This is a genomic window from Proteiniclasticum sp., from assembly GCF_032054185.1.
Classification (GTDB): Bacteria; Bacillota; Clostridia; order Clostridiales; family Clostridiaceae; genus Proteiniclasticum.
In genome coordinates this window covers 57,281-72,411 of sequence record NZ_DAMBTF010000005.1, presented here as the reverse complement: position 1 = coordinate 72,411, position 15,131 = coordinate 57,281, and the positions used below count along the sequence as shown (strand labels likewise).

Sequence of the window (15,131 nt, the reverse complement as noted above, 5' to 3'; positions counted from 1 at the left end):
GGAGTATAAAACTTCCGGCTGTCCATTTTATACTTTAAGTGCATCAAATTAAATAGTATAATAGGTAATATAAAATACGAGAAAATGACTTTTAGTCTGAGAGAAGATGGGAGAAATAATGGAACAAGACAAGGAACTTTCGCTGGTCAGAAAAAACGGCAATGAAATCAGGCATATCATTCATCCGTCCTTTGATGTGATGATGGAAGCAGTAAAGAAGACGCCTCCTTCGATTCAGTACATCAAAAACCCGCCGTTATCTGTGATGATCACAGCGGTTAATGGAGGGTGGAACGCTCTTCGCTTCATAGAGGATGCACCTTATGAGGTGAAACTTGCCGCGGTGAAAAATAAGGGATGGGCGATTCAGTATATCAGAGATCCTGAGCTCGAACTTCAGAAAGAAGCCGTAAGAAGAGACTTCGATGCCATACAGTACATCAGAGAACCTTCATGCGAGGTACAGCTGGAAGCGGTAAACAGCTTCTGGAGTGCCCTTAAATATGTCAAGAAACCCTGCAGAGAGGCGAAGGTTCTGGCCATCTCAAAGAGCGAACAGGCCATCACCTATGTAGGAGATTACACTGAGGAGGAACTGAAGAGCTACCTTCTTGCAAACATCAGAATCGTGAAGTACATCTATGATTCTCTGAATATCGAGATGCTCTATGAGGTGCTGGAAGAAAAGCTTGGAAGGGATGATGTTGCTCCGGATTATATCAGAGACTTTATGGAGCTTCAGATTCTTGACATCAACAAAGTGAATTACATCAGAGACCATGGATCAAGAAGCACAAAGCAGAAGCTCATTGATTATGTGCTCGGCAGATAGGAGATAGGAACAATGAATTATAAGGAAACACTGGAAGCTGTAGAGCTTTCCCTGCTCAGCCGAGCAGTACCGCTCATCATTGGAGAAAGCGGCATAGGAAAGACATCGCTGATCAAAGAATTTTCAAAGAAAAACGACCTTTATCTCGTGAATATCGATGCGAATCTTCTCAAAGAAGGAGAAATCGGCGGACTTCCAATGGTTGTCAGCGGAAAGACCTTCTATGCGACCCATCATAAACTCATGGAGATTGACACCTGGCTGCAGAATAATCCCGGAAAAGTCATGCTCTTCATTGATGAAATCAACAGATGCGACCATAGTGTCCAGCAGGAACTCATGAACCTCATACTGAACAGGGAAATCAACGGCTATAAGCTGTCAGACCGGGTTCTTGTGGCTGCCGCCATGAATCCTACGAACAAGATGGACTCTTACAGAGAAACCGATTATCAGGTGGTGGATATGGATCCGGCACAGGAGGACCGCTTCATCTGGTTCAACATGGATTCCGATCCAAAGGAATGGATCAGATGGGGAATGGAAGAAGGAAATATCCATGAGCAGGTGCTGCAGTTCATCTCGAACTTCAGAGAGTATCTCAGCTACAGAAGCGATGATGAATACATTCAGGCGACACCAAGGAGCTGGGAGAGAGTATCCAGTGCAATGAAGATTTTCGAGAAGAGAAAATACGAAGACAAGACTCTTTACAATGTCGTCAAAGGAAATGTGGGTACAAAACTCGCTCAGGAATTCATGGCCTTTCTTGAAGATAACAGAAATCCTCTGATTTCACCGGATGATCTTTACGAAATGGAAGTCATCGGACAGTTTGTCAGAGACGAAGTGAGCCAGGCTAGTCACTCAAGGCTATATATCCTCGCTAAAAACATGATCATCAGGCTAAGAGACAGAATGAGCGATAAGAATGCGGACAGATTCTCAGAAGTGATCAACCTCATGCCCAAGGACTTAAGAATATCTGTCATGAAGGAGCTGAAAAGCGACTATCCTGATGTGTATCCTCTGCTTCTGAACTCTGATACTTTTATAGAGGGGTTTTTTGATTGTTATGGCAGATCTTAATTTCAATAAGGAATTCAGTGAAAAAGATCGTCTGATGGTGAAAAGAAGAGAGCTGCTCTTTGACATCACAGAGTATCTGGAGAAAGGATTCCTCCGAAAAGGATTCAACAGGGATTTCTTTGATTACATCAACGAGATATCTTTCAGAATGCTTAATGGAGGGGAGGATTATTATGCGCTTTTTCTGGGGGATACCTTGAGAGAGATCGATCTGAACCAGGCGTTTCCGACAGCCAGTGTGCTTAAAGGCAATAAAATCCTCTTTCTGTTCAATCCCATCAGCTTTCTGTTTCTTGAGGAGAAGGAGGCCATCGCACTCATCAAGCATGAGATTCTGCATATCCTGCTGAAGCACCATGCAAGAGAAAAGGCGCTGAAAAACAAGTATAGAAAACTCGCCATTAATCTGGCTATGGATATTTCCGTAAATCAGTACATCAATCATCTCCCTAAATATACGGAAAGAATCAATACGGTCAATATGCGCTTCGACATCAATCTGAAGACCGGAGAAACCCTGGAATTCTATACTGAGGCTATCCATAATGCGATTCTTGAGCATCCTAAAGAAGCTGAAGGTCTGAAAGAGTCCGGTGAATTCAATTATGAGGAAGTTCATGACCGGTGGGTGGAATCGGAAGACGAAGACAGTGATGAAGTCAAAGACAAACTGAGATCCACTCTTCAGATGGCTTCAAGAAACGGAATTCCGGATGAGGTTCTGCGCATCGTCAAAGACAACATCAAAGGGGAAGTCTCCTGGACCGATGTTATCAGGAAAGCCCTTAAGACACTGCCTAAGGGCAGGAAGAAGACGGTAACACGTATGAGCAGAAGACAGCCTGATCGGCTGGACCTTAGAGGAGAACTGAGAAATCATATACCTGACATCACCGTGGCCATCGATATTTCAGGAAGTATTGATGACGCTTCGATGAATGATTTTCTTAAAGAGGTTCTTTCACTTAGTCAACTTTACAGCGAGTCTATCAGGATTCTGGAATGTGACAATGAAGTGAGACGTGATTATAAAATCAGAACTTTGAATGACATCAAGCCTCTTCTTAAAAGAAGAGGGGGAACCAAGTTCACACCGGTTTTCAGGCATCTTAAAGAAGAGAATCTGCGCAGCACTCTGCTCATCTACTTTACTGACGGACTCGGTGAGGACCGCATCGAGGTTCGCCCCAGTCACCATAAGACAGTATGGGTGGTGAAAGGAGACAGAATATCTCTTAAAGACCCCATGGGTGAGGTGGTGTATCTGAAATCATCAAAGAAGGATCCAGGAAATGCCTCATATGGCATAGAGGTCATGAGGGCATTACTTCATGACTGGGCGAGGTGAACCCTTTTAAGATTTAATCTGAACGTGAAGGGAATTTACAGCAAAAAAAATGGTGCGGAGAGCTTACTCTCTGCACCATTTTCTATATCTATATATCTTTTATCAGCAGCTGCTGCATGAACCGCAATCTGATTCTGTAACCTTATTGGGTCTTAAAACCATACCCTGTCCCATGTTTTCCTCTGTTGAGAGTATCTGGAAACCTTCAAACTCATTGTAAAGCTCTGATTCAACATAAAAGGTCAAATCCTTTATGGCAATTTCCATGTCTCCATCTTTCTTCTCATCTACCATGAGTCCGAATCTTGGACCGCTGCAGGCATAACCTGCAAGGCTTATTCTGATGTTGTTCTTTTCAACATTGTTTGATCTGAGAAAGTTTAAAAACTCTTCATAAGCGACATCACTCATGGTGAGCAGTTCCTTGCTTAGTGTTTCCATTTAACGCTCTCCTTCTGTTTTAAATATTAGACGGCACATCCTGTAGCACAGGTTGAACAGCCGGCAGCTTCATCGATCTTCTTAGGTCTAAGTGACATTCCGCCACCATAGTTTTCTTCATCTGAGAGGATGACAAATCCCTGATATTCATCATAAAGATCCTTAGCTACGATAAATGTGATGTCCTTTACGATTTCAACTACGTCGCTGTCTGTAGGATCATCCACCATAAGTCCGAATCTTGGACCACTGCAGCCGAATCCGGCAAGCGCCAGTCTTACGATCTTAGGTTCGATTTCGTTTGCCTCCAGCAGGTCAAAGAATTCCTGATATCCTGCATCGGAAATGTCTATCATGTTTACTAATGTATTATTCAATGTATACAACTCCTTTTAATTCTTATCAATATACTCTGATTTCCTTCTTTATTATATAACATCATGGTCAAATCTTCAAATCTATTTGATTTCTTTAAGAAATGGGAGATATCCATAATCTCATTTTATAGTGGTCAGATTAAAATATACTGAAGTTATCTGGGAAAGAAAATGTCACTTATATCCGTTGATCAGATTGCCGTTGAGTCTTCGGTTTCATCGTCAGTATCATCAGGGCTGAAATGGGTGTCCAGCATGTTCATGAAAAAGACTGATGTTTCAAGCGTCTTTTCGGCAAAAATATTGATGTTTCTTTTTGTCAGAAAAATGGGTGCTGCCTTTCGTATATCCTCAATGGCTCTTGCATAAGCCAGAAACAGTTCTGAGTCGTAATACTTCAGCCTTGTTCTCTTTCTGGTATGAAGCCTGTATTCTCTCAGACATGCCTTTCTGACGGTATGGCCTATTTTAACGGCAACACAATGTTTACCGGCTTCGAAATTCGAGAGGGCATCTCTAGAGGTAAAAGAATACCAGTAAAGCATATCTGTTACTTCTTTGAGGGTAGGATCCAGATCTCCACTAAAAATCATATTTTATTCCTCTTCATCTTTGCGTGATATAGAGATTATAAGTAATCTTATAACCTGATGTCAAGCCATCCTGAAAGGCTGACCGAATACATGTTGATTAAGGTTTTCTTTGGTGTACAATGGAATTGAAAGAATGTTTTGAAATCTGTTCACCCTACAAAGGGGAAAACCCTTGAGTCGGGGAAACTCAAGGGTCTACACAATATACATAATCGTATAAAAGGGGGAAATATGAAATACACTTACGGTCGTATTTCGAAATATGTTGTGTGTGTTATGAACTTATATTATCATAGATTGCGTAAAATTGAAAGTCATTCTCAATTAAAAGTTAGAAACATTTTGTAAACAAAAGGGGTGAGTTTGTGAACAGGGGCAAATTTCATGAAAAGGAAGAACTGCTGAGAGTGATATTTCTGCCCATAAGCAATCGGTTGAAGGCTGAGCTGGGTTCTTCACTGGTGGATATCATAGAGGATGATCTTCTTTTTGTGACTTTTCTTACCAATCGTGGGGACATCAAGTTAAAATGCAGCACCTCGAGATTCATGATTACAGAATTCAGTGTTCATGTTTCGCCCGGTACAATAGACTTCATTCTGCACCGGATTGCACTTTTTCTGAGGAGAAATGACATTCTCGTCATCAGTATCCGTGAGGATGAAACAACAGAGATTATTCAGGCATTTCTGAAGAAGAACTATGCAGACTGTCTGCTGAATTCCTATGGTGAAAATACCTATCTGGAACTTAAAGTGATGGACTACATCGACAGATTCTACAAGAATCATACGGTGGATGCTCTTTGAAGGTTATGGAATTTGTTACTTATTGATTAACATTGGAACTTAACGCTTATACTGAAAGTTATTTGGGGTAAAATAGAACCATAGGATAAAAACTAGGAGGAACTGAAAATGAAAATATTATCATTTGTTGCAGATATCTATGAAGATCTTGAACTCTGGTATCCGCTCATCAGACTTAAGGAAGAAGGATGGGAAGTCGATGTCGTAGCCATCGACAAGGAGAAGACCTACACCGGAAAATACGGGCTTAAAGCAAAAGCGAATAAAACCTATGATGAAGTGAAAGCTGAGGACTATGACGGTCTTCTGATTCCAGGAGGATATGCTCCTGATATTCTGAGAGTCGAAGAGGGCTGCATCAGACTGACTAAGGAGTTCAATGATCAGGGAAAACCGATCGGTATGATCTGTCATGCTGGATGGGTTCCGGTTACAGCCGGAATTCTGAAGGGCAAGACTGGAACAAGCACCAAAAAGATCCGTGCTGATCTTGAAGGAGCCGGTCTTACCTGGGTGGATGAGGAAGTTGTCGTTTCTGAAAACATCATCTCCTCAAGAGCGCCTGGTGATCTGCATGCCTATGCAACTGCGTTCATCGATGAAGTGAAGAAATTCAAGGAAAAGAATAAATAGAAAATAAGGGAGCTGATGAAAGTCAGCTCCTTTATGCTGGATGAAAAGATGAGCGAAGAAAAAGGAGATCCCCATATGGTGAGGATCTCCTTATAAGAGCTTAACCTTTGACTACGATATTGACCAGTCTTCCTTTGATTACAATGACCTTGACTACAGTTTTACCCTCAGTTTCTTTCTGGATGGTATCATTGGCCACTGCCATTTCCTTGATTTCATCATCAGATGCGGAAGTCGGAATCATTATTCTTTCTTTGATCTTGCCGTTGATCTGAATGACGATTTCCACCTCATCCTTGATCAGAGCTGATTCATCAAAGACCGGCCATGGCTCATCAAATACAGAAGTCTCGTTTCCGAACATGTGCCAGATTTCTTCCGCGAAATGCGGAGCGAATGGTGCCAGGACTCGGATGAAGTCTGAATTGATCTTTGCCAGGGTCTTGTGGTTGTGCTGCTTCAGCGGAATATATCTGATCAGTGCATTGGTCATCTCCATCATTCTAGCAATGGCTGTATTGAACTGCATTTTTTCGGCATCTTCAGTGACACCCTTGATGGTGTTCGCATTCCAGTAGAGAAGTTCTTTGTCTTCTGGACGAAGTTCGTCTGTATTGTCTGAACTCTGCAGGATGTCCTTTATGTTATGGAAGTTTCTTTCCACTCTGTCCACAAATTTAGAAACCGATCGGATTCCTTCGTCAGACCAGGCACCCCCGTCGGAATAGGAGAATCCGAACATGAGATACATTCTGAACACATCGGAACCATATTGAGTGATGTATTCATCCGGAGAAATGGTGTTTCCTTTGGACTTGCTCATTTTCTGTCCGTCAGGTCCAAGAATGAGGCCCTGGTGAGTAAGTGACTTAAAAGGCTCGTCAAATGAAAGATAACCCATGTCTCTAAGCGCTTTAGTGATGAATCTTGCATAGAGAAGGTGCATGACAGCATGTTCAGGACCACCCACATATTTATCCACAGGCAGCATCTTATCGATCTTTTCCTTATTGAAAGGCTCATCGGCATTCAGATTGTCAACGTATCTCAGATAATACCAGGATGAGCAGACAAAGGTATCCAGAGTGTCGACTTCACGATGGGCATGCCCTCCACATTTTGGACAGGTGGTGTTGAGGAAGCTTTCGCTCTTTGCAAGTGGACTCTTACCGTCTGGTGCAAATTCCACATCATAAGGAAGTTCCACCGGAAGATCCTTTTCTTCCACAACAACCTCACCGCATTGATCACAGTAGATGATCGGAATCGGAGCACCCCAGTATCTCTGTCGTGAAACCAGCCAGTCACGAAGTCTGTAATTGACTTTGAGCGCTCCGCTGTTTCTTTCTTCAAGCCATGCAGTAACCTTTTCTTTGGCTTCGTCTCCGGACAGGCCGTCAAAGTCTCCGGAGTTTACCATTTTACCGATCTCTGTATAGGGCAGTTCCTTTCCGCCTTCGATGACTCTTTCTATGGGCAGATCATATTTCTTTGCAAATTCGAAATCTCTTTCATCATGGGCTGGAACAGCCATGACGATTCCAGTTCCATAAGTGTTCAGGACATAGTCACCGACCCAGATGGGAATGACTCTTCCGTTTATGGGATTAATCGCATAGGAACCTGTAAAGACTCCGGTTTTCTCACGGGAGAGGGACTGCCTGTCGATGTCGCTCTGCATTTTTGCGGCTTCAATGTAAGCTTCCACTTCTTCTTTATGTTCTTCTGTGGTCAGTTCACCCACCATGTCGTTCTCAGGAGCAAACACCACATAGGAAGCGCCGAAAAGAGTATCTACTCTTGTGGTGAAGACCTCAAAGGAAAGGTCCTTCTTGTCCACTTCAAATTTTACTGATGATCCGTAGGAGCGTCCGATCCAGTGCTTCTGCATAGCCTTTGTCTTTTCCGGCCAGTCCAGATCCTGAAGATCGTCAAGAAGCTCATCGGCATATTTTGTGATGTTGAAGAACCACTGTGTAAGGTCTTTCTTGATGACAGGTGTTCCGCATCTTTCGCATGCACCATCGAGAACCTGCTCATTGGCAAGGACGGTATTACAGCTTGGACACCAGTTTACGGGTGCCTTTTTTCTGTAGGCAAGATCATTCTTGTACAGCTGAACGAACAGCCACTGTGTCCATTTGTAGTAGTCAGGTGCGCAGGTGACCACTTCATGATCCCAGTTGAACATGGCGCCCATGGCTTTAAGCTGAACTTCCATGGTTTCGATATTCTTCAATGTGGAATCCATGGGATGGATTCCTGTCTTGATCGCATAGTTCTCTGCAGGAAGGCCGAAAGCATCAAAGCCCATTGGCTGAAAGACATTATATCCCTGCATCTTCTTCATTCTTGCCCAAGAGTCGGTTGGCCCGTAATTGAACCAGTGACCGGCGTGGAGTTTGCTGCCTGAAGGGTAGGAGAACATCTCCAGAACATAGAGTTTTTCCTTATCTTTGTTCTCCTTGAATTTGAAGACACCGGAATCTTCCCAGATCTTCTGCCATTTTTCGTCGGTGTGTTTTCCATAAATTGCCATAATCTTCCTCCTTAAAATAAAAAATCTTCGTCTCTATACTAAGAGACGAAGATTATCCGTGGTACCACTCTAATTAAGCTTTCGCTTCACTTTGGCTGAATATAACGGTTCAAACCGTGGCGGATTAGGCCAGTGCTCCCAGACGAGTTCAAAGGTTTTCCATATCCCCTTACACCAGACAGGGACTCTCTAAAATGGTGGGCCTTCTACTATTTCTGTTCCTCGCACATATAACGAAATTATAAGCCATCGATAGATGAAAAGTCAACCAGGATGTTTTAAAGGCCTTCCGGACTTTCCGGCTTTATCCCGCGGGAAGCAAGAATTTCATATATGCTTAAAGCGGAGGTATCTTCCATGGTATAACCAAGGAGCTCCACCACTTCCTTAAGCTCCTCCTCACTGTGGCTTTCCACTTCAAGGTAGGGGAAGGGAACGAAGCTCGGATCGTTCACATCGATCTCCACTAAGGTGTTTTTATACTGGTAGCTTTCTCTGGACTTACGGATGTTCTCAATGAGTTCAAGTCCTAAAGCCTGAAATATACCAAGTCCGGTTTCCTTGTCTTCAATGATGGTTTCATATTCTTCCATTTTTTTAAAGACCTCTCTTGAAATCAGTCTTTTTGTGGTCATGAATACCGTTTCTTTTCCAGTGGAGATATCTTTTACACTTCGGATTCGTGCATAGCCCTTGACGCTTAACAGGCGTCTGTCTGGAAAGTCGTGGATGTAGTTTTCCTGCATCTCATTCTTTACAAGAACGCCTCCATTCTGTCTCATGGTTTCTCTGACTTTAGGGATATCGATGTCCAGTATCTTAACTTCTAGTTCCATTTTCTTCTCCTTTATACGGCTCGAGGCCGGAATTTATGAAATCATTACATATCTGATGTCCCAACAGTTAATGTGATTCTGATTTAAAGGTTGAAAGCTGAAAAGGGACAGTATGAAACTGAAAAAAACAGGCAAAATGTTTACCTTTTCCATAACAGATCCGATTTATTGAAACAGTTTCATAAAGTGATGTCATAAACTTATGTAAACAGCCTTGACTGTTTACATAAGCAAGTCTAAAATGCAGTTGTAGCAGGAAAAAGAAATCCTGATACAGTAATTATACATTTATTCCTTTAAGAGGTACAGCAATGTACCGGTTGTAAAGAATCGCCCACGGGACCTTAAAAGTAAATGTCATTAAGTGAGGTGTAGAATATGAATGCATATGATGCTACAAAAAGGATTTATGCGATCAGCGATGAGCTGAGTATATTATCCAAAGAACTTGGGGCTGCAGTTAAGGAAACCAACAGGAATCTGATTGAAAAACAGATCAATATTCTGGAGAATGAGTTTTTTAATATAAAGCACAAGCTGGAAAAGATTAATTTTTCCGCAGGAAGTTTATAGGACTTTCACACAAAAAATGAAACTGACAGTCTGCGGGTTAACCGAAGATGAACCACGATACAGTGGAATAAACAGAAGACAAAACCAGGTACGAACGTTTTAAGGTACTATGGCGAGAAAAAAGAGAGTCCGTTAAAGGGCTCTTTTTCTTTGCTTGAAAATCTTCTCAGTTCTTCCATAGTGATGAGGAGAAGAGAAGGTGTGAAGCGGTGAACTTATTCCTGCGAGTCATATCAGATCATTTATCATTTCTTCCTTAATACCGATGATTGTACTGCACGTGAAAGAAAAAAGGCACTGCGAAGTGCAGTACCTTAAACCATACTATTTCATTGAATCTGCTGATCCAAGAACATCATCGATCTTCATCTCTACCAGTTTCTGGATTTCATTTCTTGCTGCACCAAGATATCCTCTTGGATCGAATGCTTCAGGCTTTTCAGCAAAAGCTTTTCTGATTGCTGCGGTCATGGCAAGTCTGATGTCAGTATCCATATTGATCTTGCATACAGCCATTGCAGAAGCTTTTCTCAGCATTTCTACTGGAATACCCTGTGCACCCTTTATTGCTCCGCCGAATTCATTATTCATGGCAATGTGTTCCTGACTTACGGCAGAAGCACCATGAAGAACGATCGGGAATCCTGGAAGCTTCTTCTGAATTTCTTCAAGGATATGGAACTTAAGATCTGGTGTACCGGCAAACTTAAAAGCACCATGGGATGTTCCGATTGCAATAGCAAGGGAATCAACGCCTGTTCTCTCTACGAAATCTACTGCCTGCTCAGGATCTGTATAGACATGTTCTTCAGCATGAACGTCATCCTCAACACCTGCAAGGATACCAAGTTCCGCTTCAACAACAACTCCGTGAGCGTGAGCATACTCAACGACTTCCTTTGTGATCTTCACGTTTTCTTCGAAGTCAAGGTGTGAACCGTCGATCATAACGGATGTGAATCCGGCTTCGATGGCTTCCTTTACTGTCGCAAGGTCTGGACCGTGATCAAGATGAAGTGCGACGTCTATGCCTGTTTCTTCAACAGCCGCATCGACCATTGCCTTAAGATATCTTGGGCCTGCATACTTCATTGCTCCCTTTGATACCTGAAGGATTACTGCAGAGTTCTTCACTTTGCATGCATTGACAATCCCCTGAATAATCTCCATATTGTTGATGTTGAATGCGCCTATAGCATATTTGCCTTCGTAGGCTTTCTTGAACATTTCTGTTGTTGTGACTAATGCCATTAATACAACCACCTTTCAATTTATCTTATGATGCTTCTGTTATGCGGCTTAAGTGTAAGATTTTTAGCAGGTTCCACATAAACTCTCCCTTTATTATATAGCATTTCTTCTTATGAAACCATATCATGAGAGACTTTAAATTATCATGAACATGGCGAAATCCCTTGAAAAGGTATTCATTTCACGCTTTCTGCAAGTGATAACAATGAAGTGCTATTTCAGCATAATCTGGGTATAATATAGATAAGAATAAAGTATAAATAACAGGAGAATCAAACTGTCCGGATGTGGGGGGAAAACAGATGAACGATAGATATGAAGCTGCAGCAATAGAAGAAGGCGTACCCTATGAAGTTGTGAAAACCCTGAAAAAAGGGAATCTCTGGCCGATACTTGCCAGAGAACGGGGGGAATACTTTGAACTGAACGGAGAACTTACAGGAAAGAATAATCTCATACCAGTCTATACGGATGATTATGTAGGGCATAAGGCATACGAGAGGACGCTGTCATTTATTCTTGTCACGGCTTTTTACAGGCTGTTCAGGGAACTTGATCTCATCATCGACCATTCGATCAGCCGAGGACTGTACTGCTGGATCAGAAACAGGGTGCTGAGCCAGGAAGAGATGAATCATCTGGAAGAAGAAATGAGAAGAATCATAAAAGAAGATTATCCCATAACCAAGGAATGCATGCTTCTGGAGGATGCTCTGGCCATGTATAAAGAATCTCAGGATATGGATAAGTATCTTCTTCTTAAGAATATGGAGTACAAGGAAATCAAGATGTATAGACTTCTTGATCAGTATGCGTATTTCTACGGGAAGATGGCTGTTTCCACAGGAAATATCAGGCTGTTTTCTCTGGATCTTTATAAAAACGGTTTTGTCATGAGCTATCCTACCGTAAGAGAACCGGAAATCCTGAGACCCTTTGAACCTCAGGATAAACTGTTCAAGATTTTTGAAGAGACAGCCAGATGGGATGAACTGATCGGTGTCAACTATGTCGGCTATCTCAATGAGAAAATCAGAAATCATGAAAGCAGGACACTCATAAACATCACCGAGGCTCTTCATGAGAAGAAAATAGCATACATAGCAGATGACATCAAAGAAAGAGGAAATGTGAAGATTGTGCTCATTGCCGGTCCCAGCTCTTCAGGGAAGACTTCATTTGCCAATCGGCTGGCCATCCAGCTGAGGGTCAATGGTCTGATTCCGTTCCCGATCAGTATGGATGATTATTTTGTGCCGAGAAGGATGACACCAAAGAAAGCGGATGGATCATTTGATTTTGAAAGTGTTGAAGCCATTGAGCTTGATCTTTTTGAACAGGACATCACAAACATTCTTAAGGGCGAGGAGGTCATACTACCGAAGTTTGACTTTAAAACCGGAACTCGAGGCGTCTCTCTTAACATGGTAAAGCTTCCGGAGAATGGAATCATCATCATTGAAGGAATTCATGGTCTCAACCCGAGGCTGCTCGGAAGAATAGAAGACCGCTTCAAGTTCAAAATCTATATCAGCGCGCTGACTGTCCTCAATATGGACAAGCATAACCGCATCGCGACGACTGATGTAAGGAAGCTGAGACGAATGGCAAGAGATCATATCTCAAGAGGCTACAGCCCTGAAGATACGCTTCTCATGTTCCCGTCAGTATCAAGCGGAGAAAAGATGAATATCTTCCCTTATCAGGAAGAGGCAGACGCCATGTTCAACTCCACGCTTTTCTATGAACTGTCGGTGCTTAAAAAGCATACACTGCCCGAACTGATGAAGATCACAAAGGACAGTCCGACCTATGAAGAAGCAAAAAGACTTATAACGATTCTCAGGCTGTTTGAAGATACACCTGACGAACTGGTTCCTACAAATTCTCTTCTAAGAGAATTTATCGGCGGCAGTCAGTTCTACGACTATTAGATTCAGAATGAAAGGACAGAAAAACGAAAGAAGAATATTTAAGGCAGGTGAAAGTTTCCTTAAGACGGAGACGATAAAATGAAAAAAAAATACGGTGTATTTGATATTATAGGACCCATCATGATCGGACCATCTAGCTCCCATACCGCAGGGGCTGCAAAGCTTGCAAAAATCGCAAGAGGAATAGCAGGGGAGGAACCTCTGGAAGTCAATTTCTATCTCCATGGTTCATTCTCCAAAACCTATAAGGGACATGGAACAGACCGCGCGCTTGTGGCGGGAATCCTCGGTATGGATCCTTCCGATGACAATCTGAAGGAATCTCTGAAGTTTGCAAGGGCAAAGGGAATGAAGGTATCATTCTCGGAGAAAGATCTGGGGGATGTGCATCCCAACACGGTCATGGTGGAAATGATACTTAATGACGGAAAAGAAGTGACGGTCACAGGCTCTTCAATTGGAGGAGGTGCTGTGGAAATCTCAAATATCGATGGGGAAGAAATTCAGTTTTCGGGAAATTACCCTACGCTTCTCATCTCCCAACGGGATGTTCCTGGAGTTGTTGCGAATGTTTCAAAGCTTCTTTATGATTCTGGCGTGAACATCGCCTACATGTCGCTTTTCCGTTCCCAGAAAGGGCGGGATGCCATGATGATTTTTGAACTGGATCAGAATATCGATGCGGCAATTCTTCAGCGCCTTGCTGAGGTGGACTGCGTGGAACATGTCAAGTTCGTGCCGCTGACCAGTAACGTCATCAACTATCCGGTAGTATAGCATTTCTGACTTAAGGGAATTATAGGGGGAACAGATAATCAATGAATATCAGAAACGGAAAAGAACTGCTGAGAAGATGCAAAGAAGAAAATCTCACCATAGGTGAATTTACACTTAGACAGGAGGCTGAAGAAAGTGGTCTCAGCCTTGAGGAAGTCTATGATAGGATGGTGGAGAACTTAAGAGTTATGGAATTCTCCACAAGCAAGGGCGTAAACGAGAAGGTGATTTCGGTATCGGGCCTCATCGGAGGAGATGCCTATCGTCTGGGTAAATACTTGAGCGCCGGAAAGAGTGTATCAGGAAGAGTCATGGTCAAGGCCATGAGCTACGCTTTGTCCTGCTCTGAAGTCAATGCTTCTATGGGGAAAATCGTTGCCTGCCCTACAGCGGGAGCCTGCGGGATTCTGCCTGCGGTCATGATGACCATGAAGGAAGAACATCAGATCGAAGAGAAGGATCTTATTATGGGTCTCTTTGCTTCAGCTGGTGTCGGCGCAATCATTGCACAGAATGCGACCATATCAGGTGCAGAAGGTGGATGTCAGGCAGAATGCGGATCCGCGTCAGCTATGGCGGCAGCAGCCGTTGTGGAGATGATGGGGGGGACCCCGGAGATGTGCCTGAATGCCGGAGCCATAGTTTTTAAAAACACCCTTGGCCTCGTATGCGATCCTATTGCGGGTCTAGTGGAAGTGCCCTGCGCGAAAAGAAATGCTTCTGGTGCAGTGAGTGCAATCGCTGCTGCAGATATGGTCCTTGCAGGAGTGACTTCAAGAATACCCTTCGACGATACTGTAGCTGCCATGTACTCCATAGGTAAGCTGATGCCTGAAGCCCTGCGAGAGACAGGAATCGGCGGTCTCGCGGGAACAAAGACAGGCAAGAAGCTGAAGAAAGAGATTTTCGGCAGCAAAAACGGGAAATCAAAGAACAAGATGAATGACGACACTTTTGATGAGGTGCGTGAAGAAGATCAGGACGAACGGGCATAATTTCGGAAAGACTGAATTCCCGGGACACCTGATGGAAAAATCCATTTAAGGGATGGAATCACAATTGAAGATAAAGAGAGGAGCCTGCGGAAATCTTACCGCAG

15 protein-coding genes and 1 other annotated feature are annotated in these 15,131 nt (G+C 43.0%); of the genes, 9 read left to right on the top strand and 6 right to left on the bottom strand.

Features of this window, described 5'->3' with window-relative positions:
• Positions 1–118 precede the first annotated feature (118 nt).
• From RTX25_RS04085 to RTX25_RS04075, 3 genes are read left to right on the top strand one after another with little or no spacing between them, the layout of a single operon-like run.
• A complete protein-coding gene (locus RTX25_RS04085; RefSeq protein WP_312650811.1) occupies positions 119–832 on the top strand; it encodes a hypothetical protein in 714 nt (237 codons plus the stop codon).
• 12 nt (positions 833–844) lie between these two features.
• The gene (locus RTX25_RS04080; RefSeq protein WP_312650810.1) at positions 845–1,921 is read left to right on the top strand and encodes an AAA family ATPase; all 1,077 of its coding nucleotides are present in this window, start codon (positions 845–847) and stop codon (positions 1,919–1,921) included.
• Entirely contained in the window at positions 1,908–3,269 is a 1,362-nt protein-coding gene (locus RTX25_RS04075) for a VWA-like domain-containing protein (protein WP_312650809.1), read from the top strand. Before RTX25_RS04080 ends, RTX25_RS04075 begins: the two co-directional genes overlap by 14 nt.
• A 102-nt stretch (positions 3,270–3,371) precedes the next feature.
• Here RTX25_RS04075 and RTX25_RS04070 read toward each other — a convergent pair whose 3' ends face one another.
• From RTX25_RS04070 to RTX25_RS04060, 3 genes are all read right to left on the bottom strand, one after another.
• Positions 3,372–3,710 (bottom strand): HesB-like protein, encoded by a 339-nt coding sequence (locus RTX25_RS04070; RefSeq protein ID WP_312650808.1) that lies wholly within the window; start codon positions 3,708–3,710, stop codon positions 3,372–3,374.
• Between the two features lie 26 nt (positions 3,711–3,736).
• Positions 3,737–4,087 carry a HesB-like protein gene (locus tag RTX25_RS04065; RefSeq protein ID WP_312650807.1) on the bottom strand — a complete coding sequence of 117 codons (351 nt, stop codon included), beginning with the start codon at positions 4,085–4,087 and terminating at the stop codon, positions 3,737–3,739.
• A gap of 191 nt (positions 4,088–4,278) precedes the next feature.
• Positions 4,279–4,680: a hypothetical protein gene (locus RTX25_RS04060; protein ID WP_312650806.1), complete on the bottom strand. Its 402-nt coding sequence runs from the start codon at positions 4,678–4,680 to the stop codon at positions 4,279–4,281.
• A gap of 365 nt (positions 4,681–5,045) precedes the next feature.
• Here RTX25_RS04060 and RTX25_RS04055 point away from each other — a divergent pair, with 365 nt between their 5' ends.
• The gene (locus RTX25_RS04055; protein ID WP_312650805.1) at positions 5,046–5,489 is read left to right on the top strand and encodes a hypothetical protein; all 444 of its coding nucleotides are present in this window, start codon (positions 5,046–5,048) and stop codon (positions 5,487–5,489) included.
• A gap of 108 nt (positions 5,490–5,597) precedes the next feature.
• Positions 5,598–6,122 carry a type 1 glutamine amidotransferase domain-containing protein gene (locus tag RTX25_RS04050; RefSeq protein ID WP_312650804.1) on the top strand — a complete coding sequence of 175 codons (525 nt, stop codon included), beginning with the start codon at positions 5,598–5,600 and terminating at the stop codon, positions 6,120–6,122.
• Between the two features lie 100 nt (positions 6,123–6,222).
• Here the strand turns inward: RTX25_RS04050 and leuS are convergent, their stop codons facing one another.
• Both leuS and RTX25_RS04040 read right to left on the bottom strand, forming a co-directional pair.
• Entirely contained in the window at positions 6,223–8,661 is a 2,439-nt protein-coding gene (gene leuS, locus RTX25_RS04045) for a leucine--tRNA ligase (RefSeq protein ID WP_312650803.1), read from the bottom strand.
• A 38-nt stretch (positions 8,662–8,699) separates the two neighbouring features.
• Positions 8,700–8,893: a binding site (T-box leader), on the bottom strand.
• A gap of 46 nt (positions 8,894–8,939) precedes the next feature.
• Entirely contained in the window at positions 8,940–9,497 is a 558-nt protein-coding gene (locus tag RTX25_RS04040; protein ID WP_312650802.1) for a CYTH domain-containing protein, read from the bottom strand.
• A 378-nt stretch (positions 9,498–9,875) separates the two neighbouring features.
• Between RTX25_RS04040 and RTX25_RS04035 the strand changes: the two genes are divergently transcribed.
• The gene (locus tag RTX25_RS04035; protein WP_312650801.1) at positions 9,876–10,070 is read left to right on the top strand and encodes a hypothetical protein; all 195 of its coding nucleotides are present in this window, start codon (positions 9,876–9,878) and stop codon (positions 10,068–10,070) included.
• A 324-nt stretch (positions 10,071–10,394) separates the two neighbouring features.
• Here the strand turns inward: RTX25_RS04035 and fba are convergent, their stop codons facing one another.
• Complete coding sequence (gene fba, locus RTX25_RS04030; protein ID WP_312650800.1) at positions 10,395–11,321, bottom strand: class II fructose-1,6-bisphosphate aldolase; 927 nt, start codon at positions 11,319–11,321, stop codon at positions 10,395–10,397.
• Positions 11,322–11,623: 302 nt separating this feature from the next.
• Between fba and RTX25_RS04025 the strand changes: the two genes are divergently transcribed.
• The 3 genes from RTX25_RS04025 (at position 11,624) to sdaAA (ending at position 15,027) form a co-directional block, all read left to right on the top strand.
• Positions 11,624–13,255 carry a nucleoside kinase gene (locus RTX25_RS04025; RefSeq protein WP_312650799.1) on the top strand — a complete coding sequence of 544 codons (1,632 nt, stop codon included), beginning with the start codon at positions 11,624–11,626 and terminating at the stop codon, positions 13,253–13,255.
• 78 nt (positions 13,256–13,333) lie between these two features.
• Positions 13,334–14,032 (top strand): L-serine ammonia-lyase, iron-sulfur-dependent subunit beta, encoded by a 699-nt coding sequence (sdaAB, locus tag RTX25_RS04020; protein ID WP_312650798.1) that lies wholly within the window; start codon positions 13,334–13,336, stop codon positions 14,030–14,032.
• A gap of 41 nt (positions 14,033–14,073) precedes the next feature.
• A complete protein-coding gene (gene sdaAA, locus RTX25_RS04015; RefSeq protein ID WP_312650797.1) occupies positions 14,074–15,027 on the top strand; it encodes an L-serine ammonia-lyase, iron-sulfur-dependent, subunit alpha in 954 nt (317 codons plus the stop codon).
• Positions 15,028–15,131: the final 104 nt, after the last annotated feature.